At 70.2% G+C, this 25455-nt stretch carries 28 protein-coding genes; 12 read left to right on the top strand and 16 right to left on the bottom strand.

What is annotated here, in order from left to right:
- Nucleotides 1–20 precede the first annotated feature (20 nt).
- Genes ncot_RS17880 through nth form a run of 4 tightly spaced genes read right to left on the bottom strand, consistent with a single transcriptional unit; the run spans nucleotide 21 to nucleotide 3239 of the window.
- Nucleotides 21–1196, bottom strand: coding sequence for a MarP family serine protease (locus tag ncot_RS17880; RefSeq protein ID WP_168618817.1), 1176 nt, complete (start codon nucleotides 1194–1196; stop codon nucleotides 21–23).
- Nucleotides 1193–1894, bottom strand: coding sequence for a CoA pyrophosphatase (locus ncot_RS17875; protein WP_240937964.1), 702 nt, complete (start codon nucleotides 1892–1894; stop codon nucleotides 1193–1195). Before ncot_RS17875 ends, ncot_RS17880 begins: the two co-directional genes overlap by 4 nt.
- A complete protein-coding gene (locus tag ncot_RS17870) occupies nucleotides 1891–2505 on the bottom strand; it encodes a TlpA disulfide reductase family protein (RefSeq protein WP_168618816.1) in 615 nt (204 codons plus the stop codon). Before ncot_RS17870 ends, ncot_RS17875 begins: the two co-directional genes overlap by 4 nt.
- Nucleotides 2506–2534: 29 nt before the next feature.
- Nucleotides 2535–3239, bottom strand: a complete 705-nt coding sequence (nth, locus tag ncot_RS17865) for an endonuclease III (protein ID WP_168618815.1) — start codon at nucleotides 3237–3239, stop codon at nucleotides 2535–2537.
- Nucleotides 3240–3375: 136 nt separating this feature from the next.
- On the opposite strand from nth, the gene ncot_RS17860 reads away from it, so the two are divergent.
- Entirely contained in the window at nucleotides 3376–4053 is a 678-nt protein-coding gene (locus ncot_RS17860; protein WP_082602701.1) for a Crp/Fnr family transcriptional regulator, read from the top strand.
- Nucleotides 4054–4154: 101 nt separating this feature from the next.
- Here the strand turns inward: ncot_RS17860 and acs are convergent, their stop codons facing one another.
- From acs to ncot_RS17820, 8 genes are all read right to left on the bottom strand, one after another.
- Nucleotides 4155–6143 (bottom strand): acetate--CoA ligase, encoded by a 1989-nt coding sequence (gene acs, locus ncot_RS17855; RefSeq protein ID WP_168618813.1) that lies wholly within the window; start codon nucleotides 6141–6143, stop codon nucleotides 4155–4157.
- A 182-nt stretch (nucleotides 6144–6325) separates the two neighbouring features.
- Complete coding sequence (locus tag ncot_RS17850; RefSeq protein ID WP_168618812.1) at nucleotides 6326–7954, bottom strand: cation acetate symporter; 1629 nt, start codon at nucleotides 7952–7954, stop codon at nucleotides 6326–6328.
- Nucleotides 7951–8313 carry a DUF485 domain-containing protein gene (locus tag ncot_RS17845; protein WP_168618811.1) on the bottom strand — a complete coding sequence of 121 codons (363 nt, stop codon included), beginning with the start codon at nucleotides 8311–8313 and terminating at the stop codon, nucleotides 7951–7953. Before ncot_RS17845 ends, ncot_RS17850 begins: the two co-directional genes overlap by 4 nt.
- 136 nt (nucleotides 8314–8449) lie before the next feature.
- Nucleotides 8450–9940 carry a cation acetate symporter gene (locus ncot_RS17840; protein WP_168618810.1) on the bottom strand — a complete coding sequence of 497 codons (1491 nt, stop codon included), beginning with the start codon at nucleotides 9938–9940 and terminating at the stop codon, nucleotides 8450–8452.
- Nucleotides 9937–10329 (bottom strand): hypothetical protein, encoded by a 393-nt coding sequence (locus ncot_RS17835; protein WP_168618809.1) that lies wholly within the window; start codon nucleotides 10327–10329, stop codon nucleotides 9937–9939. The genes ncot_RS17840 and ncot_RS17835 overlap by 4 nt, the downstream gene beginning before the upstream one ends.
- A 16-nt stretch (nucleotides 10330–10345) precedes the next feature.
- Nucleotides 10346–11065 (bottom strand): LytTR family DNA-binding domain-containing protein, encoded by a 720-nt coding sequence (locus ncot_RS17830; RefSeq protein WP_168618808.1) that lies wholly within the window; start codon nucleotides 11063–11065, stop codon nucleotides 10346–10348.
- Nucleotides 11062–12171, bottom strand: a complete 1110-nt coding sequence (locus ncot_RS17825; protein WP_168618807.1) for a histidine kinase — start codon at nucleotides 12169–12171, stop codon at nucleotides 11062–11064. The genes ncot_RS17830 and ncot_RS17825 overlap by 4 nt, the downstream gene beginning before the upstream one ends.
- A gap of 49 nt (nucleotides 12172–12220) precedes the next feature.
- Nucleotides 12221–12973: a class I SAM-dependent methyltransferase gene (locus ncot_RS17820; RefSeq protein WP_168618806.1), complete on the bottom strand. Its 753-nt coding sequence runs from the start codon at nucleotides 12971–12973 to the stop codon at nucleotides 12221–12223.
- 111 nt (nucleotides 12974–13084) lie between these two features.
- Here ncot_RS17820 and ncot_RS17815 point away from each other — a divergent pair, with 111 nt between their 5' ends.
- Nucleotides 13085–13816: an oxidoreductase gene (locus ncot_RS17815; protein WP_168618805.1), complete on the top strand. Its 732-nt coding sequence runs from the start codon at nucleotides 13085–13087 to the stop codon at nucleotides 13814–13816.
- 319 nt (nucleotides 13817–14135) lie between these two features.
- Here the strand turns inward: ncot_RS17815 and ncot_RS17810 are convergent, their stop codons facing one another.
- Nucleotides 14136–14936, bottom strand: a complete 801-nt coding sequence (locus tag ncot_RS17810) for an HAD family hydrolase (protein WP_168618804.1) — start codon at nucleotides 14934–14936, stop codon at nucleotides 14136–14138.
- A 116-nt stretch (nucleotides 14937–15052) separates the two neighbouring features.
- Here ncot_RS17810 and ssd point away from each other — a divergent pair, with 116 nt between their 5' ends.
- The 7 genes from ssd (at nucleotide 15053) to ncot_RS17775 (ending at nucleotide 19952) form a co-directional block, all read left to right on the top strand.
- Nucleotides 15053–16174, top strand: coding sequence for a septum site-determining protein Ssd (ssd, locus tag ncot_RS17805; protein WP_168618803.1), 1122 nt, complete (start codon nucleotides 15053–15055; stop codon nucleotides 16172–16174).
- Nucleotides 16171–17328: a TadA family conjugal transfer-associated ATPase gene (locus ncot_RS17800; RefSeq protein ID WP_206065033.1), complete on the top strand. Its 1158-nt coding sequence runs from the start codon at nucleotides 16171–16173 to the stop codon at nucleotides 17326–17328. Before ssd ends, ncot_RS17800 begins: the two co-directional genes overlap by 4 nt.
- Nucleotides 17325–18116 carry a type II secretion system F family protein gene (locus tag ncot_RS17795; RefSeq protein WP_168618802.1) on the top strand — a complete coding sequence of 264 codons (792 nt, stop codon included), beginning with the start codon at nucleotides 17325–17327 and terminating at the stop codon, nucleotides 18114–18116. The genes ncot_RS17800 and ncot_RS17795 overlap by 4 nt, the downstream gene beginning before the upstream one ends.
- Nucleotides 18113–18826 (top strand): type II secretion system F family protein, encoded by a 714-nt coding sequence (locus ncot_RS17790; RefSeq protein ID WP_168618801.1) that lies wholly within the window; start codon nucleotides 18113–18115, stop codon nucleotides 18824–18826. Before ncot_RS17795 ends, ncot_RS17790 begins: the two co-directional genes overlap by 4 nt.
- A 199-nt stretch (nucleotides 18827–19025) precedes the next feature.
- A complete protein-coding gene (locus ncot_RS17785; RefSeq protein WP_168618800.1) occupies nucleotides 19026–19232 on the top strand; it encodes a DUF4244 domain-containing protein in 207 nt (68 codons plus the stop codon).
- Nucleotides 19229–19588: a TadE family type IV pilus minor pilin gene (locus ncot_RS17780; RefSeq protein ID WP_168618799.1), complete on the top strand. Its 360-nt coding sequence runs from the start codon at nucleotides 19229–19231 to the stop codon at nucleotides 19586–19588. The genes ncot_RS17785 and ncot_RS17780 overlap by 4 nt, the downstream gene beginning before the upstream one ends.
- Nucleotides 19578–19952, top strand: coding sequence for an Rv3654c family TadE-like protein (locus ncot_RS17775; protein WP_240937963.1), 375 nt, complete (start codon nucleotides 19578–19580; stop codon nucleotides 19950–19952). Before ncot_RS17780 ends, ncot_RS17775 begins: the two co-directional genes overlap by 11 nt.
- A 23-nt stretch (nucleotides 19953–19975) precedes the next feature.
- Here the strand turns inward: ncot_RS17775 and ncot_RS17770 are convergent, their stop codons facing one another.
- Nucleotides 19976–20965, bottom strand: a complete 990-nt coding sequence (locus tag ncot_RS17770; RefSeq protein ID WP_168618798.1) for a Gfo/Idh/MocA family oxidoreductase — start codon at nucleotides 20963–20965, stop codon at nucleotides 19976–19978.
- The gene (locus tag ncot_RS17765) at nucleotides 20962–21297 is read right to left on the bottom strand and encodes a hypothetical protein (RefSeq protein WP_168618797.1); all 336 of its coding nucleotides are present in this window, start codon (nucleotides 21295–21297) and stop codon (nucleotides 20962–20964) included. Before ncot_RS17765 ends, ncot_RS17770 begins: the two co-directional genes overlap by 4 nt.
- A 105-nt stretch (nucleotides 21298–21402) precedes the next feature.
- On the opposite strand from ncot_RS17765, the gene ncot_RS17760 reads away from it, so the two are divergent.
- Together ncot_RS17760 and ncot_RS17755 are read left to right on the top strand one after the other, a co-directional pair.
- Nucleotides 21403–21894 carry a SigE family RNA polymerase sigma factor gene (locus tag ncot_RS17760; RefSeq protein WP_168618796.1) on the top strand — a complete coding sequence of 164 codons (492 nt, stop codon included), beginning with the start codon at nucleotides 21403–21405 and terminating at the stop codon, nucleotides 21892–21894.
- Nucleotides 21887–22552 (top strand): hypothetical protein, encoded by a 666-nt coding sequence (locus tag ncot_RS17755; RefSeq protein WP_168618795.1) that lies wholly within the window; start codon nucleotides 21887–21889, stop codon nucleotides 22550–22552. Before ncot_RS17760 ends, ncot_RS17755 begins: the two co-directional genes overlap by 8 nt.
- A 4-nt stretch (nucleotides 22553–22556) precedes the next feature.
- Here ncot_RS17755 and ncot_RS17750 read toward each other — a convergent pair whose 3' ends face one another.
- A complete protein-coding gene (locus tag ncot_RS17750) occupies nucleotides 22557–24875 on the bottom strand; it encodes a DEAD/DEAH box helicase (protein WP_240937962.1) in 2319 nt (772 codons plus the stop codon).
- 145 nt (nucleotides 24876–25020) lie between these two features.
- Here ncot_RS17750 and ncot_RS17745 point away from each other — a divergent pair, with 145 nt between their 5' ends.
- Nucleotides 25021–25356, top strand: a complete 336-nt coding sequence (locus tag ncot_RS17745; RefSeq protein WP_168618793.1) for an STAS domain-containing protein — start codon at nucleotides 25021–25023, stop codon at nucleotides 25354–25356.
- The last annotated feature ends 99 nt before the right edge of the window (nucleotides 25357–25455 follow it).

Below are 25455 nucleotides of genomic sequence, written 5' to 3'. Positions count from 1 at the left end.
ATTTGGGGGGGTACGTCGGGTCAGCCGGCGCAGTCGCTGGTGCCGACTTCCGTGTCACTGGTCAAGCCCTTGGCGGCCGCCTCGGCCACGGCATCGGAGGTCAACGCGTAGCCGGTGTCGGCGTCGGTGACGGACGCCGCGAAGATCACCCCGGTGACGTCGCCCTTGGTGTTGACCATCGGACCACCGGAGTTGCCGGGACGGATCAGGGCACGCAGCGAGTAGACCTCGCGGATCACCGAGCCCTGGCCGTAGATGTCAGGTGAGCGGAGTCGTTGCTGGGCACGGATGCGGGCCGGCTGCACGTTGTAGGGGCCGTCCTCCGGGTAGCCGAGCACGGCGGCGTCGTCACGGGGCTCGGCCGACTTGTCGAAGCTCAGGTGAGGCCGGTCGACGCCCTCGACGGTGAGCACCGCGATGTCGAGGTCCTCGTTGTAGTAGACGACCTGGGCGTCGACGTTGTCGTCGCCGACGAGCACCTCGGGGTCCGAGACGCCGGCCACCACGTGGGCATTGGTCATCAACCGGTCGGGGGCATAGAGGAACCCGGTGCCCTCGACGCCGCGGCCGCAATTGTTGTCACCGTGGATCTTCAGCACGCTCGCGGCGGCGTCGACGACGTCGGGGTCGCGCACGACCTTCTTGTCGGGCGGCCCGACCTCCACGATGCGCTCGGGCGCGAACGGCTCGAGGTAGCGCGGGAAGAAGCTGGCCCCCACGACGTTGTTGAACGCGTTGAGTGCGCGGTTGGCCCCGTCGGGGAGGACCCGGTCCACCTTGGCCAGGACCACGGAGTCACGGACCACCGGCGTCACCTGGCCGATCCGGGTACCGGACACGGCGACCCCCAGCGCCCACGAGACCAGGAGTACGGCGACCGCGCTGAGGGCAGCGCCTCCGACGGCGTCCACCGCGCGCACGGGTTGCCACGTGATCTGCGCACGCACCTTGGCCCCGGCGTACTGCAGGAGTGCTTGGCCGAGCGTCGCGGAGAGGATCACGATGAACAGCGCGCCCAACGACACCCACACCGAAGGATCGGCACCGCCGAGGGCGATCGGCGCCAGCCAGATGCCGAACAGGCCGCCGAGCAGCAGCCCGGCGGTCGCGAAGGCGCCGGTGACGAAGCCCTGCCAGTAGCCCGACAGTGCGTAGGCGAGCACGAGCAGGAGCAGGATCCAGTCGAGGATGTTCATCGGCCGGGTCCTTCCTTGAAGTGGGTGTTGGGCGGGGGCGGAGCCTGTGCGGGTTCACCCTGCAACATGTAGGTCGGCAGGTCGTGCACCACGCCGGTGTCCCACTCGCTCGACCAGCCGACGTGGTCGAAGAGGCGGGCGATGATGCCGGCGGTGAAGCCCCACAGGATGACATCGCGGTCGTCACCGATCAGGAAGCCGGGCCCGAGCCACCCGCTGGGGTGGCGAACGGAGATGCGGTGCGTGGGCTCGACCAGGTCGGAGATCAGCACGCGGTGGATGGCATGCACCTCCTCGATCGAGTGGTTCGTGACGGGCGACGGCTCGGCCCACCACCCCAGGACCGGGGTGACCGCGTAGTTGCTCGGTGGCAGCCACAGCTCGGGGAGCTCGGCGAAGATCTCCACACCGTCGGGGTCGAGCCCGGTCTCCTCCCAGGCCTCGCGCAGCGCGGCGTCGTGCGGCGTCTCGCCGGGGTCGATGCCGCCCCCGGGGAAGGAGACCTGGCCGGGGTGGCTGCGCATCGTGTGGGAGCGCTCCGTCAGCAACAGCTCATGGCCCTCGGGACCGTCCCCGAACAGCATGAGCACGGCACCGCGTCGTGGATCGCTCCCCTCGGGAGGCATGAATCGGGTCAGGTCGTGGACGGTGATCGACGCGGCGCCCTCACGGAGCGGCTCGAGCCATCGGGGGATCACAGGTCGATCCCGAGGTGCTTCGACACCAGGCCCTCGAGCTCGGCGAGATCGTCGATCTCCTCGAACCGTTGGTCACGCACGACGCCGTCCTCGTCGATCAGGATCACGTAGGGCAGTCCGGCGATGTTGGGCAACGGGTCCTTCAGGCTCAGGTCGGTCTGGGGGTCCGCGAGCTGCGGGTAGCTGACCCCGGTCTCCCGGATGAGGTCCAGTGCGGCGCCGGGCTGGGTGTCCTGGAAGTCGATGCCCAGCACGGGCACACGGTCGCCGTGCTTCTCGTGGAACTGCTGGTAGATCGGCAGCTCGCGGCGGCACGGGCCACACCACACGGCCCACAGGTTGACCACCATCGGGCCGCGCAGCCCGGCGACGTCGACGTCCTTGCCGCCCCCGAGGCACGGGAGCGTCACGTCGGGAAGACCACCGTCGACGTGGCCCTCCTGCGTCGGCTGGCAGTCGGCGACCTCAGTCCTGTCCTTCAGCTTGCGCAGCTCCGGGGTGTCGACGTCGACGTCGGACTTGTTGGCCTTGTCCACCTCGGGTGGCGTGATCGAGTCACAGCCCTGCAGGGCCAGCAGTGCCACGACCACCGCGACCAGGGTGCGCCTCATGCCTCTGCCTGCTCGGCAGGTCGCTGGTCTCATGCCCGTCCCTCGGTGCGGACCAGCTTGGCCGCCTCGCCCGCGTCGGTCGGACCCTCGCCGTACGCCGGGCACCAGCGCGCGACCGGGCAGGCTCCGCAGGCGGGCTTGCGGGCATGGCAGATGCGCCGGCCGTGCCAGATGACGTGGTGCGAAAGCATCGTCCAGTCGCGCTTGGGGAACAGTGCGCCGACGGCGTGCTCGACCTTCACCGGATCGGTCTCCTCGGTCCACCCGAAGCGACGGACCAGGCGGCCGAAGTGGGTGTCGACGGTGATGCCGGGGATGTCGAAGGCGTTGCCCAGCACGACATTGGCGGTCTTGCGGCCGACTCCTGGGAGCTTGACCAGGGCGTCCAGCCTGGGCGGCACCTCGCCACCGTGGTTCTCCACCAGGGCAGCGCTGAGCTTGAGGAGTGACTCGGTCTTGGCGCGGAAGAACCCGAGTGGGCCGACGATCTGCTCGAGGTCGGCGCGCTCGGCCCCGGCCATCGTGGCAGCGTCGGGATAGGCGGCGAACAACGTCGGACGCACCGCGTTGACACGCTTGTCCGTCGTCTGCGCACTCAGCACCGTGACGACCAGGAGCTCGAACGGGTTGGCGAAGTCGAGTTCACACTTGGCGTCGGGGTAGGTTGCACCGAGGACCCGATCGATCTTGCGGGCCCGGCGCACCAAGGCCGTCTGCGAAGGAGTCTGTGGCACCCCCACAGCCTACGTGGAGGACAGGTCGACGCCCGGATCGTGGTCCAGTTCGGGCTTTCGGCGGCCGATGGTTGATCATGTGATGTGGACCACGGCTAGGATCGGCTCGGAACCCACCACTACATGGGAGGAATTTGTGGACAACGACGTGCTTCGTCAGGCCCCGCTCTTCAGTGCGCTCGACGATGAGGCAGCCACGGCACTGCGGTCGTCCATGGCCGAATCCCGGCTCCGTCGTGGGGAGGTGCTCTTCCATGAAGGTGATGCCGGCGACAAGCTCTACATCGTCCTCGACGGCAAGGTGAAGCTGGGTCGCACCTCAGCGGACGGACGCGAGAACCTCCTGGCGATCCTCGGCCCGGGCCAGATGTTCGGTGAGCTCTCGCTCTTCGACCCGGGGCCGCGCTCGGCCACCGTCACGACGGTCACCGACGCCGCGTTCGCCTCGTTGTCCCACGAAGACCTGCTGCGCTGGCTCGAGGGCCGTCCCGTCGTGGCGCACGGACTCCTGTCCCAGATCGCGGCTCGTCTGCGCAAGGCCAACGACGTCAACGCCGACCTGGTCTTCTCCGACGTGCCCGGCCGTGTGGCCAAGGCACTCCTCGACCTGGCCGACCGTTTCGGGCGCACCGCCGACGACGGCGTGCACGTCCACCACGACCTGACCCAGGAGGAGCTGGCCCAGCTCGTCGGCGCCTCCCGCGAGACCGTCAACAAGGCGCTGGCCGACTTCGCATCGCGCGGCTGGCTCCGTCTCGAGCCGCGCTCCGTGGTGATCATGGACATCGAACGGCTCTCCCGCCGCGCCCGCTGACCCACGACTGACGCCGAGGCGGCACGAGTTGACGCGTGATGCGTCAACTCGTGCCGCCTCGGCGTTTGTGAGCGTCAACTCGTGCCGTCTCGGCGGGTGGGCTACTCGTCGGAGCTGCCCGACATGCCCGACTGGATCAGGTTCATCACCGAGGAGTCGGCCAGGGTCGTCACGTCACCGATCTCGCGATTCTCGGCCACGTCGCGCAGGAGGCGGCGCATGATCTTGCCCGACCGGGTCTTGGGCAGCTCGGGAACGATGAGGATCTGGCGTGGCTTGGCGATCGCACCGATCTCCTTGGCCACGTGGTTGCGGAGCTCCTGCACCAGGTCAGCCCCCTCGCCGGGTTCGTCTGCCTCCTCGACCGCGGTCTCCCTCAGGATCACGAACGCGCACGGGGCCTGGCCCGTCATCTCGTCGCTCGCACCGACCACTGCGGCCTCCGCGACCTTGGGGTGCGAGACCAGCGCCGACTCGATCTCCGTGGTGGAGAGTCGGTGCCCGGACACGTTCATCACGTCGTCGACGCGACCCAGCACCCAGATGTCGCCGTCCTCGTCCTTCTTGGCGCCGTCGCCGGCGAAGTAGACGTTGGGCCAGCGCGACCAGTAGGTGTCCTTGTAGCGTTCGTCGTCGCCCCAGATGGTGCGCAGCATGGCCGGCCACGGCTTGCGCAGGATCAGGTAGCCACCGGACCCGTCGGGCACCGACTCACCCTCGTCGTTGACGACGTCGGCATCGATGCCCGGCAGGGGAGTCATCGCCGAGCCGGGCTTGGCCTCGGTGACGCCCGGCAGCGGGGAGATCAGGATCTGGCCCGTCTCGGTCTGCCACCACGTGTCGACGACGGGGGTCTTCCCGGCGCCGATCGTGTCGCGGTACCAGACGTAGGCCTCCGGGTTGATCGGCTCGCCCACCGAGCCCAGCACCCGCACCGAGGACAGGTCGAACTTGTCCGGGATCTCGCGACCCCACTTCATGAACGTGCGGATCGCGGTCGGAGCGGTGTAGAAGATCGTTACGCCGTACTTCTCGATGATCTCCCACCAGCGGCCCTTGTGCGGGCTGTCAGGGGTGCCTTCGTACATCACCTGGGTGGCGCCGTTGGCGAGCGGGCCGTAGACCATGTAGGAGTGGCCGGTCACCCAGCCGACGTCGGCCGTGCACCAGTAGACGTCGGTGTCGGGCTTGAGGTCGAAGACCGCCCAGTGCGTGTACGACGTCCCGACCAGGTAGCCGCCGGTGGTGTGCAGGATGCCCTTCGGCTTGCCGGTCGTGCCCGAGGTGTACATGACGTAGAGCGGGTGCTCCGCGTCGTGCATCTCGGGCTCGTGCTCGGTCGACTGGTCATCGACCACGTCGTGCCACCACACGTCGACGTCGTCGTTCCAGGCCACGTCCTGGCCGGTACGGCGTACGACGAGGACGTGCTCGACCGCGTGCTCCCCGTCGGCCAGCTTGGCGACGGCGTCGTCGACGGCGGGCTTGAGGGCGGAGGGCGCACCACGGCGGTAGCCGCCGTCGGAGGTGACGACCACCTTGGCGCCGCAGTCCTCGACCCGGGAGGCCAGGGCGTCCGCGGAGAAGCCGCCGAAGACGACGGTGTGCGGTGCGCCGAGGCGGGCGCAGGCCAGCATGGTGAACACGCACTCGGGGATCATCGGCAGGTAGATCGCGACCCGGTCGCCCTTGGTGACACCCAAGGAGGTCAGGGCGTTGGCGGCCTTGTTGACCTCGTCCTGCAGCTGGGCGTAGGTGATGTCGCGACTGTCGTCCTCGGGCTCGCCGACCCAGTGGATGGCGACCTTGTCACCGTTGCCGGCCTGCACGTGGCGGTCGACGCAGTTGACGGAGGCGTTGATCGTGCCGCCCTCGAACCACTTCGCGAAGGGCGGGTCGTCCCAGTTGAGCACCCGGTCCCACTTCTGGCCCCAGTCGAGCCGGTCGGCCTGCTCGGCCCAGAAGCCCTCGAAGTCGGCGGTCGCGGCGTCGTAGGCGTCGGCCTTCACGTTCGCCGATGCGGCAAGGTCTTCCGGAGGGGGGAACCGACGATCCTCGTGGCTCAGATTCGAAAGGGCTTCGCTAGTCACATTCACTCCTGTTTTCGATTCGTCATTCTGTGCCGCTCGTCACCTTGCAGCCTAGGCCGGTTTCCGGTTGGCGACGAGGGTGGCCCGCCCCGTCACCGCACGCAACGCGGTGCCCTGGTCGATTCCACGCCACACAGTGCGTCAGGAGCGACGGACACCGCGTTGCTCACGGTCGGGCCGGATCAGTCGGGGACGGCCACCTCAGCGCCCGAACCCGTGAGGGCGCGGACCTCGAGCTCGTCGTACGCCGCCTCGGACTCGACCTCCTTCGAGGTGACGGTGCCGAGCCAGCCGAAGAAGAAGCCCAGCGGGATCGAGATGATGCCGGGGTTCTCCAACGGGAACCACGAGAAGTCGATGCTCGCCGGCAGCAGCGCTGCGTTCGTCCCGTCGGGGTTGAGCTTGCCGGAGACCACCGGGGAGGAGGCCACCAGCACCAGGCAGGAGATCAGTCCGCCGTAGATCGCCCACGTGGCACCGCGGGTGTTGAACCGCCTCCAGAAGAGGTTGTAGATCAGCGACGGCAGGTTCGCCGACGCCGCGACCGCGAAGGCCAGGGCGACCAGGAAGGCGATGTTCAGCTTCTGTGCCGGGATGGCGAGGGCGATCGCGATGCCACCGATCACGAAGGCGGAGATCCGCGCCACCTTGACCTCGTCCTGCTCGGTGGCGGTGCCCTTCTTGAACACGTTGGCGTAGAGGTCGTGCGCCACGGACGAGGCGGAGGTCAGGGTCAGCCCGGCCACGACCGCGAGGATCGTGGCGAACGCGACTGCGGAGATCAGGGCCAGGAGGATGGCGCCACCTGCGCTGCCGTGTCCGCCGCCGACGGCCTCGGCCAGCAGCGGTGAGGCCAGGTTTCCCTTGCTCTCGGCGACCTTGCTGCCGGCGCCGGTGTCGAGCATGGCTGCCGCACCGAAGCCCAGCACCAGCGTCATCAGGTAGAACGCGCCGATCAGGCCGATCGCCCACATCACCGAGGTGCGGGCCGCCTTGGCGGTCGGCACGGTGTAGAAGCGGATCAGGATGTGCGGGAGCCCGGCGGTGCCGAGGACCAGAGCGATGCCGAGCGAGATGAAGTCCATCTGGCTGGTCAGGTCGACGCCGTACTTCAGGCCGGGTTGCAGGAACGCCTCGCCCTTGCCGGTGTTCTCCGAGGCGGCCCCGAGCAGCTCGGAGAGGTTGAAGTCGAACTTGGCGAGCACCAGGAAGGTGATCAGGATGGTGCCGGTCATCAGCAGCACGGCCTTGACGATCTGCACCCAGGTGGTGCCCTTCATGCCGCCGACGGTGACGTAGAAGATCATCAGCAGGCCGACGAGCGCGATCACGACGGCCTTCATCAGCTCGCTCTCGACGCCGAGGAGCAGCGTCACGAGTGCGCCCGCGCCGACCATCTGGGCGAGCAGGTAGAAGATCGACACGATCACGGTGGAGCTGGCCGCGGCCGTGCGCACCGGGCGTTGCTTCATCCGGTAGGCGAGCTGGTCGGCCATCGTGTAGCGACCCGAGTTGCGCAGCAGCTCGGCCACCAGCAGCAGGGCCACCAGCCAGGCCACCAGGAACCCGATGGAGTAGAGGAAGCCGTCGTAGCCGTTGAGGGCGATCAGGCCGGAGATCCCGAGGAAGGACGCGGCCGACATGTAGTCACCGGAGACCGCCATCCCGTTCTGGAAGCCGGAGAACTGACGACCGCCGGCGTAGAAGTTCGCGGTGCCCGACGTCTGGCGGCTGGCCCAGAAGGTGATGCCGACGGTGATCAGGACGACGCCCACGAAGAGGCAGGCGGTGAGGAGCTCGGTGCCGTTCATGCGTGGGTCCCCTCTCCCTTGATGGCCGCGTCGTAGCGGGCCTCGAGCTGGCGGGCCAGTGGGTCGACGTGGCGGTTCATGTGCCGGGCATAGAGCCAGGCGATCAGGAACGTCGAGGCGAACTGCAGGAGCCCGAAGACCAGGGCCACGTTGATGTGGCCGACGAGCTTGGTGTTCATGAAGCCACCTGCCCAGTTCGACATGACCACGTAGAGCAGGTACCAGGCCAGGAAGGCCACCGTCCACGGGATCACGAAGGTGCGGTAGCGACGCCGGAGCTCGCCGAAGTCGTCGGAGTCGTGGAGCTCTTGGTAGATCGGGTGTTGCGAGCGTTGGTGCACGCCATTCGGCTCGGTCACGAGGGTCGCCTCTCCTGCGGGGGTGTGACTCGGCTCACGCTAGGGACGTGGTGGCAACGGCGGCAGGGGTGCGAGGCGATGCCGCGCCGAGTGGGGACGACGAATCGATGAGCGGTGCCTCGAACGCGACGAACGGTCAGCCTCGGTCGAGCTCCACGGCCTCCGGGGTGTGCAGGCGCACCATGAATCGCCGGACGTGCGGGGGCACCCTGGACGCGGTCGCCCGGGACACGACGTACATCGTGGTGAAGGCCAGCGGCACCGACCAGGCCGCAGGCTGGCTGAGGAGTACGTCGACCCAGCCGGTCGTGGAGTAGGGGCTCAACGAGTAGGCGACCCCCAGGCCGGAGGACACGAAGCCCGCGCCGAGCCCGGCCATCGCGCCGACGTCGGAGAGGCCGCGCCACCAGATGCCCAGGACCAGGAGCGGGCAGAAGGTCGACGCAGCGACCGCGAAGGCCAACCCGACCGCCTTGGCGATCCCCAGGTCGGGTGCGGCGACGGCCGCCACGCAGGGGGTGACCACGGCGATCACCGCGGCGGCCCGGAAGGCACGCACGCCGGTGAAGTGCGGACCACGGAACACGTCTTGGGTGAGCACGCCCGTCACCGCGACCGAGAGCCCCGAGGAGGTGGACAGGAACGCCGCGAACGCGCCCGCGGTGACGAGTGCCGACAACAGCTCGCCGCCGGTGCCGGGGAGCATCAGCCGGGGCAGGTCGAGGACCAGGACGTTGGGGTCGGCGCGCTCGCCGTAGACCCGGCCGAGCTCGGCATAGATCGGCGGCAGCAGGTAGAAGGCGCCCAAGAGCCCCAGCACGACCACCGTCGTTCGCCGGGCCGCTCGCCCGTCGGGGTTCGTGTAGAACCGGACCACGACGTGCGGGAGGCCCATGGTGCCGAGGAACGTCGCGATGATCAGCGACCAGGTCAGGTAGAGGCCCTGGGCTCCGCCCTCCGCGAGGGGCAGGGCCCAGTGTCCGTTCGTCGAGCCGTCCGGTGCGGGCCGACCGTCACCGAGCCACACCCCGACGAGGACGATGGCCGGGACCAGCAGCGCCGTGAGCTTGAGCCAGTACTGGAAGGCCTGGACGAACGTGATGCTGCGCATGCCGCCGGAGAGCACGTTGACCAGCACCACCGTGGCGACCACCACGGCGCCCAACCAGGGAGGAGCCCCGGTTGCCGACTCGAGGGTGATGCCGGCTCCCTGGAACTGGGGCACCAGGTAGAGCCAGCCGATGGCCACCACCATCAGCGTGCACGTGGTGCGCACCTTCGACGACGCGAGCCTGGCCTCGGCGAAGTCGGGCAGCGTGTAGGCACCGGAACGACGCAGGGGGGCGGCCACCAGCACCAGCAGCACGAGGTAGCCCGCGGTCCAGCCGACCGGGTACCAGAGCATGTCGGCACCGAAGACCAGCACCAGCCCCGCGACTCCCAGGAACGAGGCGGCGGAGAGGTACTCGCCGCCGATCGCTGAGGCGTTGAGCGCCGGGCGCACGGTGCGCGAGGCGACGAAGAAGTCGCTGGTGGTGCGCGAGAGCCGCAACCCCCAGGTCCCGATCGCCAGCGTCGCGACGGCGACCAGCACGACCGCGACCACACTGGGCACCGAGGTGATCATGGGTTCTGGCTCGACTCGGGTTGGGCGATCTCGACCAGCTCGGCGAAGTCGCGCTCGTTCTGCTCGGCCCGTCGCACATAGCTCCAGCCGAGCACGAACAGCACCGGATAGATGAGGACGCCGAGCAGCAGGACCGCCAGTGGTGCGCCGAGGATGCGGAGGTCGGACAGGTCAGGGACGAGGTGGAAGGCCAGCGGGAGCCCGACCGCGATCACGACCAGGGGGATCAGCACCATCACGGCCAGTCGCAGCTGCGCCCGGAGGAGCGACTCCACCAGCACGGTCCCGAGCATGGTCTGGTCGTCGATCTCCCGGGCCCGGCTGCGCCGACTCGTCGTACGACGGGGTGGCCCGGTGACCCGGATCCGCTCGGGAGGGCTGCTGGTCACGGGCTTTCCCGTTCGCTCACGGTCGACCCCGGCTCAACAGGTCGCGCAGGGCCGGGGTGTGCCTGCGGCTGACCACCAGGTCGGTGCCGTTGCCCACGCGGACGGTGCACCGTCCGCCCTCCATGTGCACCTCCTTGATGTGCGCGAGCGCCACGAGCAGCGAGCGGTGGATCCGCAGGAACCCGGCCGGGCCCCACTGCTCCTCGAGCTGGGTCAGGGGCGTGCGCAACAGGTAGGAGTCATCTGCGAGGTGCAGTCGCGCGTAGTCGCCCTGGGCCTCCACGTGGGTGATGTCGCCGCGGTGGACGAACCGGGTCACGCCGCCTCGCTCCACCGCGATCTGTTCGTCGGAGGTGGTCGCCGGCTGTGCGGATCCCTCGACCACTCGGCGTACGGCCTCGGCCAGGCGTTCCTCCCGCACCGGCTTGAGCACGTAGTCGAGTGCGCGCAGCTCGAAGGCGTCCACGGCGTGCTGCTCGTGGGCGGTGACGAAGACGATCGGTGGTGGGTTGCGGAACCGGGTGAGCACCTGGGCCAGCTCGACACCGGTCAGCCCGGGCATCTGGATGTCGAGGAAGATCACGTCGATCTCCGACTCCTGGAGGATGCGCAGCCCCTCCGTGGCGGAGTCGACCGCGCGCACCGAGGCCACGTCGGGATGGCGCTCGAGCAGGAAGGTGATCTCGTCGAGGGCCGGTCGCTCGTCGTCGATGACGAGCGCCTTGAGAGCGGTCATGGGTGGACTCCCGGGGCGAACTTGGGGACTCGGACGATCACGCGGGTGCCGGCTCCGGGGGCGGTCTCCACGACCAGGCCGTAGTCGTCCCCGAAGGTGTCGCGCAGGCGTACGTCGACGTTCCCGAGACCGACCGAGTCGAGCTCGACGTCGCCGGCCAGCGCTCGGCGTACCCGCTCGGGGTCCTCGCCGGCACCGTTGTCCTCGACCTCGATCACGCACTCGGCGTCCTGGTCGCGGGCGATGATGGTGATCTGGCCGTCGCCCTTCTCGGCGAGGCCGTGACGGACGGCGTTCTCGACGAGCGGCTGTATGCAGAGGAACGGTACGGCGACCGGGAGCACCTCGGGCGCGATCCTGAGGGTGACTGCGAGACGATCCCCGAAGCGGGCCTGCTCGAGCAGCAGGTAGCGCTCGACCGAGCGCAGCTCCTCGGCCAGCGTGGTGAACTCTCCGTGCCGACGGAAGGAGTAGCGCGTGAAGTCGGCGAACTCCAGCAACAGCTCGCGTGCCCGGTCCGGGTCGGTGCGCACGAAGCTGGCGATCGCGCCGAGTGAGTTGTAGATGAAGTGCGGGCTGATCTGGGCGCGCAGGGCACGGACCTCAGCCTCCATCAGCCGGTTGCGGGAGGCCCCGAGCTCGGCGAGCTCGAGCTGTCCCGAGACCCAGCTCGCCACCTCGTCGGCGGCCCGGACGAGACCGGCCGTGGCATCACCGGTGAACACCTGGAACGTGCCGACGATGCGGTCCTCGACGACCAGCGGGGAGATCACCGCGTAGCGGATCTGGCAGGTGGGTCGGTCACACGGGAGCTCGCGGTGGCCGGCCACCCGGGTGCTGCCGTGCTCGACGACCGTGGCGATGATGTCGGAGCACTGGTGGGTGTGGTGGTCGTCGGCGCCGTCCCAGGCCAGGAGCTCGGCCGTGTCGGTGATCGCCACCGCCGGGGACCCCAGCAGTGCACGCAGGTGCCGGACGCTGCGCTCCGCGCTGGTGACCGTCAGGCCCTCCCGCAGTGCCGGTGAGGCCAGCGACGCGGTGTGCAGGGTGCGGAACGTGGCGCGGTCGGCCTCGGAGCCCAGGTGGCCACGCCGTCGTCCGAACATGGGGACACCCTAGGGCGTGGCTCGCACGCACGGCTCGATTCGGACGTGCTCAGCGGAAGTCGATGAGCAGCAGGTCGGAGTCGGAGCCGTCCTGGGGTGCCGGCGGCTCCTGCGATGCCTCGGTCCCGCTCTCGTCGCCGTCCTCGGAGCCGCTCGCCCGTTCCTCGTCGATGGAGTGCGGCGGCGCCCACGCGTTCTCGACCACGGTCGCCTTGAAGCAGCGACTCACCCACGGCAGCTGCATCCCGTCCGCACCCCGGCCGTAGTCGGCGTACAGGTCGAGGGCGGCCGCCGTACGCCGATCGGCCTCGGCGTCGTCGAGGTGGCGCAGCTCGGCCCGGACCAGTGCCTCGAGGGAGATGTGGTTGACCACCTGCCAGTAGCGGAACGAGGCGTCGCTGACGAAGCCGAACAGCGTCGAGTTCACGAGGTCCCTGGCCGGCTCGTCGCCGGCGTTCGGCGCACCGATCGACTGGTCGAGCTTGCGGGCCCACGGGATGCGCTGGTCGCGTTCGTTGCAGATCAGGGCGAGCTGGCCGCCCGGGCGCAGCACCTTGGTGATCGACGCCAGGTCGTCCGGCACGCCGTGCGGGGCGACCACCACGTCGATGGACCGGGGCGGGAACGGCAGCTCCTCGGCACTGCCCCGGACCTCGGTCACGTCGTGGCCGTAGTCGGCGAACGCGGCTGCGATGGCAGCGTCGTCGAGCACCAGAACCGTGCGCGGTGTGGCACCGAGCAACCAACGCACGGCTTCCTCGGGGAAGTCCGGGCGATCCTGCGGCGCGATCTGCTGGTCCATTGCTCCGAGGCTACCTGCTGGAGCTGCCGATGCCGCGCACCCCGGAACCCGGGCCGCCGGGGGTGGGCACCCGGGGTGGGCGACCGGTGGCACCCACTAACGTTGGCTGCCATGAGCAGTGTCACGAACGACCCGTTGGCCGCACTGGGGGAGCTCGAGGGCCTCCCCTCGGGGTTCGCGGCGACCCGCGACGGCGTCGACGCCCTGTTGCGTGACCGGGGCCTGCGCAAGACGCCTCCCCAGCTGACCACCGAGTCGGTGCTGCGGGGGGCCTGCGCCAGCGGGATCCTCGAGGGATCCGGCTCCTCTCCCGACGAGATCAGGTCGGGGACGGGTGACGAGACGGCGCAGGCCGCCGTCCGCGTCTCCACCGAGATGCTCTCCCTCGTTCCGGTGCTGAAGACCGCGCCGCTGCAGGCGTTCGCTCGCCTGCACGCCCTGGCGGCGACGGGCATCCTGCGCGACGACCAGCTCGGCCGGCCGCGCGACGGGGAGTCCGCGGACCGCTTGCGCACGCTCTCCCAGCGGCTGCTCAGCCCGACCGCCGCCCCCGCGATGCTGGTGGCCGCGATCGTGCACGCCGACCTGGCCACGGGTGCGCCGTTCGCTTCCCACAACGGGCTGGTGGCGCGCGCCGCCGAGCGCCTGGTGCTGGTGGCCAGGGGGGTCGACGAGAAGTCGCTCCTGGTGCCGGAGGCAGCCCACCTGAGGCTGCGCGCCGAGTACGAGTCGAACCTGCGGGCCTACGCGCAGGCGTCGGGAACGAACGGCGTCCACGCCTGGTTGCTCTACGCCACCGAGGCCTACACGGTGGCGGCCGAGGAGAGCCCCCTGAGGGATTGACCTGAGGGGTTGACCTGTGGGGTTGACCTGTGGGGTTGGCCCGGGTCCTCCGGACATGCGAGCGGCACCTGATTCGCTGGGATCCAGGTGCCGCCGCTGACACACGAGACCTGGGTATCAGGCGTGCAACATCTAACTGCTGTCTCGGGATGTCACCCGGTATGACAAGCGCCCTGAAGAAGGGTAGATCGCCGCGTGGGTACCAAGTCCGTGTGCAAACTCTTGAGTTGTTAGAACCATGTGTACGCCGCTTTGCGTGGCACCACAAGGCTTGACTTCGCGGTCATTGTCTGGGCTCGGGCGGGTGCCACGAGTGGACTCAGGAGGCGCCGCGACGGCGGATGTTGGTCGCGATCACGCCGCCGGCCACGGCGAGCCCGGTGACGGCGAGAGCGGCCAGGGTGGGCCGGGTCGGGATCAACCGCATCCGGCGTCTCAGGCCCACCGGCCTGGTGAACACCAGCACCGGCCACTCGTTCTTCTGGGCGATCCGGCGCAGGTCCTTGTCGGGGTTCACTGCATGGGGATGGCCCACTGCCTCGAGCATCGGCACGTCGGTCACCGAGTCGCTGTAGGCGTAGCACTGCTCGAGGTCGTACCCCTCGGTGGCGGCCAGCTCGCGGATCGCCTCCGCCTTGGTCTCGGAGTAGGCGTAGTAGTCGATATCACCGGTGTACTTGCCGTCGACGATCTCCATGCGGGTCGCGATCACCCGGTCGGCGCCGAGCATCTCGCCGATGGGTGCCACCACCTCGGCTCCTGACGTCGACACGATGATCACGTCACGTCCGGCGAACTGGTGCTCCTCGATCAGGCCGACGGCCTCGTCGTAGACCAAGGGGTCCACGATGTTGTGCAGGGTCTCGGCGACGATGTCACGCACGGTGGCCACGTCCCATCCCGCACACATCTGCGACATGAACTGGCGCAGCTTCTCCATCTGGTCGTGGTCGGCACCACCGACCAGGTAGACGAACTGGGCATAGGCGCTGCGCAGCACGGCCCGCCGCGAGATCAGCCCGCCAGCCTGGAAGGGCTTGCTGAAGGCCAGCGTGCTCGACTTCGCGATGATCGTCTTGTCCAGGTCGAAGAAGGCGGCTTGGCGGGGGGCCTGAGGCATGGCTCCATCGTAGGAGAGCCGGTTTCCGCGCACACGCAGGGCGCGCGGTGCAGCTTGTCCACAGGGGGCGTACGACGCGGATGCGCGACGCCCCTGCCCGGACGAGCATGGTGGGCATGACGAACCCGCTCATCCTCACCCGTGACGCGATCCTGCTCGACGAGCTCCAACGACTGGCGGCCGCGGCCGGGGTCATGCCGGAGGTGACCGGGGACCCGGTTGACGCGCTGCGCAGCTGGGCCGGCGCATCCGTCGTGATCGTGGGGGTCGACCTCGCCGACGAGGTCGCCGCGATCGAGCCACCACGTCGGGTGGGTGTGCACCTGGTCGGCTGGGGTCGGTTGCCCGACGAGGTGTTCCGCACGGCGTTGGCGCTCGGTGCCGAGAACGCTGCCGAGCTGCCGCGCTCGGAGTCGTGGGTCCTGGAGGTGCTCGCCGACTCGTCCGAACGCTTCGACTCGACCGGGGTGACGATCGGTGTGATCGGTGGATCCGGCGGAGCCGGAGCCACCACCTTCGCCTGTGCGCTCGCCCAGACGGCTGCCCGGGACTGGGCCACCTGCCTGCTCGACATCGACCCGCTCGGCCCGGGGGTCGACCAGGTGCTCGGCATGGAGCGAGACGAGGGCATTCGCTGGGACGCGTTGCAGCAGACCACGGGGAGGCTCGGGGCCCGAGCGCTGCGCGACGCGTTGCCCCGGCGAGGACGCCTCGGCGTGCTGACCTTCGGGTGCGGTGGGGCCGACGTTCCCGAGACGCTCCAGCCGTTCGCGGCCCGCGCCGCCGTGGCCGCAGCGACGCGAGGCCACCAGCTGGTGGTGCTCGACCTGCCACGCTCCGGAGGAGGACTGACCGAGGAGCTGATGGCCCGGTGCCAGGCGTTGGTCGTGGTCACCCGCGCCAACCTGCCAGGCCTGTCCTCCGCAGCCCGCTTCGTGGCCCGCGCCAGTCAGTCCGGGCCGCTGTCCCTGGTGATCCGCGGGTCCGGCCTCGACGCGGCGGAGGCCCACCGCATCGTCGGCGCCCCGGTGGTGGCAGCGATGCCCGACCAACGCGGCCTCGACGAGGCGATCGACCTCGGGCAGGGCCCGGTGAAGTCGCGTCGTGGCGTGCTCTCCCGTGCAGCGCGCAGCGTCCTCGAGGTCCTGGGCCCCGATGCTGCCGGCGGCCGGGGACCGCGTCCGCACCCCTCGTCGTCTCGCTCGACGCCACCGTCGATCGCCGGGTCGGCGGCGTGAGCGATGACGTGTCCGCGGACCTGCTCGACACCGTCCGTGACCAGCTGGCGCGTGACGGCCACCTGCTCACACCACAACGCGTGGCGCAGGCGTTGCGGGCAACTGGTCGTCCGGTCGGTGATGCCACCGTCCTGGCTGTTCACGAGGCGCTGCGTGCCGACCTGGCGGGAGCTGGTCTCCTCGAGCCGCTGCTCCGCGAGGAGGGCGTGACCGACGTGTTGGTCAACGGTGCGGAGTCGGTGTGGGTCGACCGGGGCCACGGACTGGAACGAGCCGACCTCACGTTCCCCCACGACGAGTCGGTGCGACGGCTCGCCCAGCGTCTTGCCGCTGCTGGAGGTCGGCGCCTCGATGACGCGTCGCCCTGTGTCGACGTACGCCTGCGCGACGGAACCCGCTGCCACGCCGTGCTGGCTCCGGTCTCCCGACCGGGAACCGTGATCTCGCTGCGGGTCCCGCGCCGGGCCGGTTGGTCGCTCGAGCAGCTGGCCGACCACTCCGCGCTGGGGCCGGCCGCCCTGGCCGTCGTCCGCCGCGTGGTCGCGGCCCGACTCTCGTTCCTGGTGTCGGGTGGCACCGGCTCCGGGAAGACCACGCTGCTGGCAGCGATGCTGGCCGAGGTGGACCCCCTGCACCGCATCGTCCTGGTCGAGGACTCCAGTGAGCTGCGACCCGAGCACCCCCACGTGGTCGGTCTCGAGGCCAGGGTCGCCAATGTCGAAGGTGCTGGGGAGATCCCACTGCGCACCCTGGTGCGCCAAGCACTCCGGATGCGACCGGATCGGTTGGTGGTCGGCGAGGTCCGCGGCGTGGAGGTGGCTGATCTGCTGGCCGCCCTCAACACCGGGCACGAGGGCGGTTGCGGCACCGTCCACGCCAACTCGGCGACGGACGTGCCGGCCCGGCTCGAGGCGCTGGCGCTTCCTGCCGGCATGGGACGCGAGGCCGTGCACAGCCAGATCGCGGCGGCGCTCGACGTGGTGCTCCACCTCGGCCGCACCCGTGGGGGAGTCCGCCACCTCGCGGAGGTCGCAGTTCCCGCTCGAGGTCCCGACGGGCTGGTGTCGATGGCGACGGCGCTGACCTTCGACGCGGAGGGCAACGTGACCGAGGGGCCCGGGATCGTCGGCCTGGCCGATCGCCTGGAGCGATGAACGGCTCGCCCCTGACCTGGGCGCTGGTCGCCGCCGGGCTCGCCGCGACGTCCGTGTGGTTGTGCCGACCACTGCCCCGGCTGCGGCACGGGCGCCGAGGCCTCATGTTGGTCTCGCTCCTCGGGTCGGGGATGGTCCTGGCCGTCTCCCGGGCCGGTGGTGCCCCGTGGCGGGTGACCGTGCCCGTGCTGATCGCGGTGGCCGCCGCGTTCGGGGTCGCCTCGATCCGTGCGCGACGACGACGGGCAGTCCTGGCCGCGGCGACGGGCGCCCAGATCCAGGAGGTCTGCGAGATCCTGGGCGCCGAGCTCGCTGCTGGTCTCCCCGTCGGCACGTGCCTGCGCGAAGCGGCCGTGGCATGGCCGCCGCTGCGTCGAGCGGTGGGCGCACACGCGATGGGCGGATCGGTGCCCGACCTGTTGCGCGGGCTCGCGGGCGAGCCGGGTGCCGGCGACCTTCGGCTGGTCGCTGCCGCGTGGCAGGTTGCCGCTCGCTCCGGCAGCGGGTTGGCCCACTCGTTGGGCGAGGTGGCCCAGACCCTGCGGGCTCGCGAGGGCACACGCAGGGTGGTGCGCTCCGAGCTGGCGTCGGCGCGCTCCACGGCACGGTTGATGGCTGTCCTTCCGGTGCTCACACTGGCGATGGGATCAGGGGTGGGTGGCGACCCGGTGGCCTTCCTGTTCGGCACCCCTCTGGGGTGGGGGTGCCTGGCCCTGGGGTTGTTCCTCCTGGTGACCGGACTGTGGTGGATCGAGTCGATCTCCGCCGGTGTCGAGGCGACGGCATGACCGCGTTCGTGAGCGCAGTGCTGGCGGCCGTGGCCCTGGTGCTGGCGCTGCGACCGCGCCCGGTTCCACAGCCGAGCTCTGTCCGACGTCCCTCCCGCACCCCCGATCCACCCTTGGTCCGTCACCGGGTGCTGATCAGTGGCTCGGCCGCACTCGGGGGCGTCACCTTCCTCGCCCCACCGGTCGGGTGGGTCGTGGCGGCGGTCGCCTTCGCGGCGGTCTGGGTGACCATCGGTCGCGCGGAGCCCGCCGCCGTACGCCGGGAGCGCGAGCAGGTGGCCAGGGAGCTGCCGCAGGTGATCCAGCTGATCGGGCTGGTGCTGGCGTCGGGCGGATCGCTGGCAGATGCGATCCGGCAGGTGGCCGCCGCGTTCCCCGGCCCCGCAGTCGAGCCGCTGCGGCGGGCGGAGGCTCGATTGGCCGTCGGCATGGCAGCCGCCGACGTGTGGCGCGAGCTGGCGGTGCAACCCGGTCTCGAACGTGTCGGTCGCGCCCTGTGCCGAGCGGAGGGGGCGGGCATCCCGGTTGCGTCCATGGTGCAGGGGTTGGGCGCCGACCTCGCCCGTGAGGAACGCGCCCGCAGCGAGGACGCCGCCAGGACGGTCGGTGTGCGCGCCGCGGTGCCCCTGGGGCTGTGCCTCCTCCCGGCGTTCCTGGTGATCGGCATCGTCCCGGTGATCGCGTCGGCGTTGACGTCCCTGCAGTGGTGACGGGGACGGCTCCACCTACCTTGCGGTCGGTGGAGCCATGACCGGCACGGACGGGTGCGAACGCAGCCGGAATTCGTGCACAGGCCGTGGCCGCATCACGCTCCTCCACATCGCGCGGACCGGTCCCGTCGTGGCGGGCCGAATCGGCGCAGGGTGGGCAGCGAGGGCCGCACCGGCGGCCGGGACAACGGAGGATTTCATGACTGCACAACGGCACGACCACCAGACGGGGCGAGGGCCGGTTACGCGTGACGACAGCGGCATCACCACGGCTGAGTACGCGGTCGGCACGGCTGCCGGCGCCGGGTTGGCCGGCGTTCTCTACCAGCTGGTGACCGGAGGATTCGGTGATCAGATGCTGCGCCAGATGTTCAACCACGTGCTCGGGATGCTCGGCATCGGATGACACGCGAGGAGCGGGGTGCAGTCACCGCGGAGACGGCGCTGGTCCTCCCGCTCCTGGTGGCCGTGACACTGGCGATGGTCTGGATGCTGACCTTCGGCGTCGCCCAGATGAAGGCCACGGATGCGGCGCGTGAGGCTGCTCGTGCGCTGGCCCGTGGCGAGTCGCCCGAGCGGGCGACTGGTCTGGCCAGGGAGGTGGTGCCGGGCGCGGACGTCAGCGTCGACGAGGAGGGCGACACCGTGCGCGTGACGGTCGAGGCGCGGGTTCCCTCGCCGGGCGGCCTGCTCGACGCCATCGGTGGCACCACTCACGGCGAAGCCGTGGCACTGCGTGAGGAGACCAGCGGTGTGCCGTGATCACCGGACGACCAGTCGGAGGGGTGACACGGGCTCGGCCTCGCTGATGCTGGTCTCGTGCGTGGGCGTCGTCGTCCTGCTCGGTCTCGCGGCGAGCTTCATGACCGCCACGGCCTCGGCCCATCGGCGGGCGCAGTCAGGAGCCGACCTGGCTGCGCTCGCCGGAGCCGGCACGCTGCAGCGCGGCGACGAGGCGTGCGCCGCAGCTGGCCGGGTGGCCACCGCCAACGCTGCGGTGCTGGTCACGTGCCGCGTGATCGGTGAGGACGTCATGGTGGAGGTGAGGGTCCCGGGCCCGGAGTTCCTGGGCCACACGTTCGAGATCAGGGGCCGCTCCCGGGCGGGTCCGCAGGGGGTCGGCTGAGCAGACCTGCCTCGGCGTCCGGCTCAGTGCTCGCTCGGGTAGACCACCTTGATCTGCCGGCGCAGTGCGTCCATCTGCGCCATCACGTCCAACGTGAACGCGTGCGGGACGAGGGGACTCTCACGAAGACCGGAGTCGATGCACCGCATCACCTCCGCTGCCTCATTCCCGTAGCCGTCGCCGATCACGGGGTCGGCGGCGACGACGGGCACGGGCTCCCCGACGTGTGGTCGCCAGACCACGCGTGACGGGTGGTGGAAGTCCGCGGCCACGTCGAACCAACCGGTGGTCGTCGCGATCGTGGCCGTCCGCGATGTCCACGCCGTCATCGAGGCGGACAGTGCCGAGGTGCCACCGCCGACATGCCGTCCGGCGATCGACACGTCGAGGTCCACTCCGGTCGGCGCGAGGTCGGCCACGGCAGTGAGCTGCTCCGGTCTGCCGAGCACGAGCTGCGCGAAGGTCAACGGATAGATGCCCATGTCGAGGAGGGCGCCTCCGCCCAGGGCCGGGTTGAGCATCCGATCGGTCGGCGGAGCGTCGACTCGCCAGCCGAGGTCCGCATGCACCTGGCGCGGAACGCCGTACGCGCCGGAGTCGAGTCGCCGCTTCAGCTCGATGACCAGGGGATGGCACAGCGTCCACATCCCCTCCATCAGGAACCGGTCGTGCTCGGCAGCCAGGCGCACCATCTCCACGGCATCGGCGACGTTGAGCGTCAACGGCTTCTCGCAGAGCACGTGCTTGCCGGCCTCGAAGGCCAGCTTGGCGTGGGGAAGGTGGAGCGAGTGCGGGCTGGCGACGTAGATGACATCGACCGACGGATCCCTGACGAGTGCCTCGTAGGAGGAGTGCGCCGTGCAGTCACCGGTGCCGAACGTGTCGGCGAAGTGGCGCGCCTTCCCGGGAGTCCGTGAACCGACCGCCGTCAGCCGAGCGCCCGGGGTCTCGTGCAGGGCTGTGGCGAACTTCCGGGCGATCTTTCCGGTGGCGAGGATTCCCCAGGCGGTCATCTGGGCGATTCACGGTCCGTGTCCACGCCGTCGGCCTGCGCCTGCTCGGTCTGCGCCTGCTCCGTCTGCGCCTGCTCAGTCTGCGCTCGCTCGGCCTGCGCCCGCTCAGCCCGCTTGAGCTCCTTGCGGGCGCGCAGGTTGCGCTTGGTGCCGGATGCCATCAGCCGCACCCCGGTGCCGATGAAGACCACCGAGAGTGCGCCGACGACGAACAGGGTCACCGCCGGGACGTCGGCCCCGAAGTACTCGACTCCGCTGCTGTCGAGCAGGAAGATCGCACCAAGGACTGCGACCGCGGAAAGGACGAGCAGGAGAAGTCCGAGAAGCACCATGCGCGTCACGCTACTCCGCGACGATTCGATGCAACCACGACGCCACGGCATCGCTCTAGTGGTCAGATCGGGAAAACCTGCCCGAGGAGAGAGAGGAGGTGCACCATGGATGAAGCGGAATTCGATGACTTCTACACAGCGTCGTTCTCCCGGCTTGTCGGTCATCTCTACGTGATGACGGGCAACTTCGCCGAGGCCCAGGACTGCGTTCAGGAAGCCTTCGTGCGAGCGTGGGACCACCGGCGCAAGATGGTGGCGGTCGAGTCACCTGAAGCCTGGGTCCGAACCGTCGCCTGGCGGATTGCGGCCGGGCGCTTCAACCGGGCGAAGCGTGGTCGCGAGCTGAACCGGTTGCGCGAGCAACAGGCGCCGCCGGCGATGCCGGACATCGAGCACACGGCCCTGGTCACCGCCCTGCGCACCATCACCGCCGACCAGCGTCGCGCCATCGTTCTGCACCACCTGTGTGACCTCTCCGTGGCCGACGTGGCCCATGAGACCGGCGTACCCGTGGGCACGGTCAAGGCGCGGTTGTCCCGCGGCCGGGCCGCGCTCGCCGTACTCCTCGACGACCAGAAGGAGGCACACCATGGCTGACGACGAGCTCGCCGCACTGCTCGTGCTGGCGCGATCCGCACAGAACCAGGCCCTGCCGGCCGACCCCACGGACGTTCGCAGGTCCGGGACGCAACGCCGCCGCCGTCGCACCGGAGTGATCTCCGGGGCCATCGCCGCCATGGTCCTCGGTGCGGTGGGCACCACGGCCGTGCTGACGAACGGCGCCGACCGCGACGACTCCCAGCAGGTGGTGGTCACGCCACCGAACGATGCGCCCGGTGCGACCGACGTGCTCGGGCCCGAGGGGTACGGCGACCTGGTGCTCGGCATGACCGCAGAGCAGGCCGAGGCCACGGGTGTGGTCGACGTCGACCCGATGCCACCGAAGGCCACCTGTTCGGGGATCGGCTACGTCGAGCACCCGCCCGAGGAGAACACCACCTCCGGTTTCTACTCCAAGAACGTGGGTGTGGCGATGCTCTTCGGTGTCGATGACATGAAGACCCCCGAGGGCATCGGTCTCGGCTCGACGCTCGCGGAGGTCCGGGCGGCCTACCCGAACGTCGGGTCCGAGGCCGAGGCTGGTTGGTACGCCGAGGTGCCCGGCCACCCCGACAAGATGTACTACTTCGCGATCGCCGACAACGTGGTCGAGGGATTCGCGGTGCAGCTCGACACGGCGGACTGCACCAGCTGACTGGTCAGCCCAGGAGCGTGTCGAGCAACCGGACAGCCCCCTCCTTGTCGAGGGGGTTGTTCTGGTTGCCGCACTTGGGGGACTGGATGCAGGAGGGGCAGCCCTCGGTGCAGGCGCAGTCGGCGATCGCCTCGCGTGTGGCCGACAACCACTCGCGGGCCACGGTGAAGCCGCGCTCGCTGAAGCCGGCGCCGCCCGGGTGCCCGTCATGGACGAAGACGGTCAGCTGCCCGGTGTCGGGGTGGAGGGCCGTGGAGACACCGCCGATGTCCCAGCGGTCACAGGTGGCGAAGAGCGGGAGCAACCCGATGGACGCGTGCTCGGCGGCGTGCGCCGCACCGGGCAGGTCGGCCTCGGCCAGCCCGGCCTCGTCGAGCACGGCGGCCGGCACGGTCCACCAGACGGCGGCGGTGCGCAGGGTGCGTTCCGGCAGGTCCAGGGGTTCCTCTGCGATGACCTCTCCGCTGGGGACCCGTCGCTTCAGGAACGACACCACCTGGTGGGAGACATCCACCTCGCCGAACGACAACCGGCACCGGTCCCACGGCTCGTGGAGACGCTCCTGGACGATCCTGATGTCGGTGACCTCGCGCGCTGACGTGGAGTACGGCGGGTCGGCGCGGTCGATGATCGCCACCCCGGCGTCGAGGTCGAGGGAGGAGACCAGCCAGGTCTCGCCGAGGTGCACGTAGACCGCCCCCTCGTGGGCGGTGCCGTCGGCGGCGCCGGCGTTGACGGTGCCGATCACCCGGCCGGTGCCACCCTCGACCAGCTGGACCGGAGAGCCGCCGGAGGAGCGGATGTCAGCGAGGTCGCTGGCTCGCCGCCGGTCGGTCCAGAACCAGCGTGGGCCCCGCTTGCGGAGCAACCCGGCCTCCGTCAGCGCGTCGACGGCCTCGCGCGCCGAGGCGCCGAACAGCTCGAGCTCACCCGCGGCCAGGGGCGACTCCTCGGCCGCAGCGAGCAGGTGGGGGCCGAGCACGTAGTGGTTGGACGGGTCGAAGACGCTGGCCTCCACGGGTCGGCCGAGCAGTGCCTCGGGGTGGCTCACCAGATAGGTGTCCAGCGGGTCGTCGCGGGCGACCAGGATGGCGAGCGCGTCCTGGCCGTGGCGCCCGGCTCGTCCGACTTGCTGCCACATCGCCGCGCGGGTGCCGGGGAAGCCGCCGAGGAGGACGGCGTCGAGCCCGCTGATGTCGATGCCCAGCTCGAGGGCGTTGGTGGCCGCCAGCCCCATCAGCTCGCCGGACCGGAGCCGGCGCTCGAGCGCGCGGCGCTCCTCGGGGAGGTAGCCGCCGCGGTAGGGCGCCACCCGGTCAGCCAGCTCGGGAGCCACCTCGCGCAGGGCCTCGGCAGTCGAGGTTGCCACTGCCTCCACGCCTCGACGCGAGCGCACGAATGCCAGCGTCCGGACGCCCTCGACGACGAGGTCGGTGAGCAGGTCGGCCACCTCGGACGACGCGGCACGGCGTACGGGGGCGCCGTTCTCGCCCAGGTGTGAGGTGAACGGCGGTTCCCAGAGCGCCAGGGCCAGCTGGCCGCGTGGTGAGGTGTCGTCGGTGATCGCGACCAGGTCGTGACCCGTCAGGCGGCGACCCAACTCGGCCGGCTCGGCGACGGTGGCCGAGGCCAGCACGAAGGTCGGTGTGGCGCCGTAGAGAGCGCACACGCGTCGGAGCCGGCGCAGCACGTGGGAGACGTGGGCACCGAACACGCCGCGGTAGTGGTGGCACTCATCGATGACCACGTAGCGCAACGAGGTGAAGAACCGGGCCCAGCGGGCGTGCCCGGGCAGCATCGAGCGGTGCAGCATGTCGGGGTTGGTGAGGAGGTGCTCACCGTGGTCGCGCGCCCAGTCGCGTTGCTCCCGGGAGCTGTCACCGTCGTGGGTGGCCGCCCGGACGCCGAGCCCCAGTGACAGCACGGAGTCGAACTGGTCCTGGGCCAGGGCCTTGGTCGGCGCGACGTAGAGCGTGGTGGCCCCCCGCTGCCCGCGCTCCCCCCGGCTCGAGAGGGCTGCGGTCAACGCGGGCAGCTGGTAGGTCAGCGACTTGCCGGACGCGGTCCCGGTCGCCACGACCACATGGCGTCCGGAGTGGGCGGCCTCAGCGCCCTGCACCTGGTGCTGCCACGGCTCGACCACACCGCGCTGCACGAGGGCCTCGCGCACCGGATCCGCCACCCAGTGCGGCCACGGGGCGTACGTCGGGGCGCGCGGCGGCACCACTTCGACGTGGCGGAGCCGGTCGGCCCGGGCCGGCGTGGCGAGTGCGTCGACGAGCTCCCGGGCGGGGAGCCGCTTCGCGGTGTGGTCAGGGGGCACCGGGACAGTCTGGCAAGGACCTGCGACAGGCAAAGTTGGTGCCACCACATGCGCGGCGACCGCGTGCATGGTTTGATATGGCGTGGAGTGTCGGGGCGATCAGTTCTCCGACGCCTGATTCCCGCCCGGTCGTCGGAGGAGAGACGTGGACCTGACGCTTGTGACACGCGAGGCTGATGGCGCGACCATCGTCGCGGTCGAAGGCGAGATCGACGTCTACACCGCCCCCAAGCTGCGCGACAAGATCACCGAGCTGGTGGCTGAGGGCTCCTACCACCTCGTCATCGACATGGAGGGCGTCGAGTTCCTCGACTCCACCGGTCTGGGTGTGCTCGTCGGTGGGCTGAAGAAGGTCCGGGCCCATGACGGCTCCCTGCAGCTGGTCTGCAACCAGGATCGCCTCCTGAAGATCTTCCGGATCACCGGCCTGGCCAAGGTCTTCGCGATCCACTCCTCGGCCGACGCTGCCACCAGCGCCTGACCCACACGCCCACGCGCCGACCCGGCACGTGTTCACCGTTTCGAGCGTCGACCCGGCACGTGTTCACCGTTTCGAGCGTCGACCCGGCACGTGTTGACG

The sequence above is a fragment of the Nocardioides sp. JQ2195 genome, assembly GCF_012272695.1.
GTDB lineage: Bacteria > Actinomycetota > Actinomycetes > Propionibacteriales > Nocardioidaceae > Nocardioides.
The sequence above is the reverse complement of the archived record's forward strand: the minus strand, read 5'-3'. Positions and strand labels throughout refer to the sequence as shown.